The organism is Paracoccus homiensis, assembly GCF_900111675.1.
Classification (GTDB): domain Bacteria; phylum Pseudomonadota; class Alphaproteobacteria; order Rhodobacterales; family Rhodobacteraceae; genus Paracoccus; species Paracoccus homiensis.
This window is the reverse complement of the sequence record NZ_FOHO01000037.1, coordinates 1-2,260: the sequence shown is the minus strand read 5'-3', so window position 1 is coordinate 2,260 and position 2,260 is coordinate 1. Positions and strand designations below refer to the sequence as shown.

At 52.6% G+C, this 2,260-nt stretch carries 2 protein-coding genes; both read right to left on the bottom strand.

The features are described from left to right. Nucleotides 1-282: 282 nt before the first annotated feature. On the bottom strand, nucleotides 283-1,722 hold the full coding sequence (locus tag BMX67_RS19460; protein ID WP_139206589.1) for a hypothetical protein: 1,440 nt from the start codon (nucleotides 1,720-1,722) through the stop codon (nucleotides 283-285). 61 nt (nucleotides 1,723-1,783) lie between these two features. After that, complete coding sequence (locus BMX67_RS19735) at nucleotides 1,784-2,011, bottom strand: hypothetical protein (RefSeq protein WP_175479995.1); 228 nt, start codon at nucleotides 2,009-2,011, stop codon at nucleotides 1,784-1,786. Nucleotides 2,012-2,260 lie beyond the last annotated feature (249 nt).

The window sequence follows — 2,260 nt, the reverse complement described above, 5'->3', positions numbered from 1 at the left end:
GCTCGCCGGCGTTCCGCAAACGCAACACGCTATCATAGAATGGAGGCCTTCGACGCCTGGAAGGCGGCCGCGAGCATCTGACGATCCAAGACCGGCCATCTCTTCGCGGCCAGCGAGTTAAGTTGACAACACCCGTCAGCGGGGTAAGGGGAAGTCACGCCTCAAGCCGGAGTTCTGGAACAATGCCGGTCCGAGGATCCCGCGGCAGTGATATCCTGACCGGCGAGGAGGCCTTCAGATGGGATCAGACTTTCGTTACTCGACGCCTCGTCGCCAGATCATCTATGTAGATTTTTTTGACTGCAGTTGCAGCGCAATCTTCATGCCCTTGGGCGGCTCCGACAAAACATCCTCAAATCTCTTGCATTCCGGCGATCTCGTAAACTCCTCCACGAATTTCTTCGCCATCTTCCTTTGACTTGCGTTCAACTTGGAGGCGTGGAAGCTGCCAGTTCCTACTCGCGATTGATTATCCCAAGATATCCTAAAACCATTGATAGGCATATCACGAGGCCAATCACGGGGATAAAGCTTGACAGTTTCGCGCCAAGTTTCGGGGATGACGAGATGATGCAAATCAGTCATATTGGGGATGCTCGCGTTTTCATTGACCCGTGCATTTCTCCATAATGTTGTTGCTGACATCCTTAAGCGGGCAGGTGTTGCCTGTGGTAAAGCTTGCAGATCCGAGCAATGTTCCAAAATCACCGAGACCGGAGTTTCAATGCCCATTTTCATTGCAATGGCACATGCGAACGCATTGCAGAGGGCATTCGCATCTGGAATGTGCATGCGCTGCTTGTTTGCTACTGCAAAAACATCGGCTGGTGGGCGGTTATTTATGTCGATGCGTTGATCAAAGCGAGACAGGATCTCGATCCATCTTTTTACGCAGAGGGCAAGATCTTTTGGCCGGACATTGCCGGAATATTGCTGCTTAGTGATGTAGTGGCGATAGTCGCGCTGATAAAACTCATCATTGAGTGAAATCCCGCACAATTCGTGGGATGGTATCGGTATCCCCGTTTCTAACAGGTCGTGCTGATCGCACAGAAAGCAGATTTCCGAATCCTCGAAATAAGGTGGGTCTCCGCCGAGGCAATCCATCTGCAATATCCATGGCCAGAGATATACATTTCCGGCGGTCCAGCGACCGATGAGAAGATGGTGGTCCGCATGGAAGACCGCCATCACCCCCATTCCGAGTTGGTAATCATAAGAAATGCTGTATGGCATCGTGAGCATGTGTGCGCGGAACATAGCTTGCGGGATGACAATCGGGCTCATGTGCTCGCGCCCATATGGCAACATGCCTCGAAGGCTTTCGAGATAGGATACGAGTCCGCTGGATGTATCCGATGCAAGCCTGAGAGAATACTCCCCATGCTGAACCAAGACGTTTTCGAGACCTTCAGCAAAAACCAAGTTTATCTTGCTCTCCAACTTTTCGACATCACATCTCGGCAATGTGCTCGTTTTCCAGCGGCTGCCAGAACTACGTTGATCCTTCAGAGTTACTAGGAATCCGCCATGAGACCGCTTGCGCACAAAGGGTGTGCCAATGTTTTCCTTTTCCCACGATATTGCAGTATCCAAGTCAGGAAACCAAAGATGGTGCTCGATGATCTCTCTCGCGTATTCGAAATGATCCTCATCGCCATCATACCCGATGATCGCTTCTACGTTCGCCCCAGCGCCGAAGATGTCTTCAAAATCTCCCATTCAGGCAAGCTCCGCGATGATCTTCAGATGCTGAAATATCTACCGGATAGTGCGTTGAATGTTAAGCTGAAAATGTATCGTTTGTGAGTGAGGCGCCGCTGGTTCGCAGGCTCCTGATTTCAGAAACGGGCTTTCGTCCGTCAATCGATTTCGCAGAACAGAACCAATCCCGCTTGCGGGTTTCCTTGATCCGGTCGTTTTCGATTGCCTCGGCGCGGCCAGCGAGAACTTGGCCTTGTCGAACCCGCGCGGCCAGATCGGCCTCGTTCAACTCCGCCGTTTCCAGCACCGCTGCGAGCCTCTCATGCGAAATACTGCTCCGGACCTGATACAAAATCTCGTCTCACCGCGGACAGGCCGCTGCGGTTTTGGCGCAACGGGAGGATCCCGACTGTGCCCCAGCCAGTTCGACTGGCTCGGCCCTGAGATTCGCAGGCAGGAAGCGGTATTGTCACGTAAACTCGGCGTCGGTTGTCGGTGTACCGACATCAGCGTAAGCGAAGTCAATGAGCCAACCCTCGATCAGCTACAAACGCCA

Coding starts and splice junctions, on each gene's coding strand:
- BMX67_RS19460 (WP_139206589.1), bottom strand. CDS start 1,722: ATGGGAGATTTTGAAGACATCTTCGGCGCTGGGGCGAACGTAGAAGCG.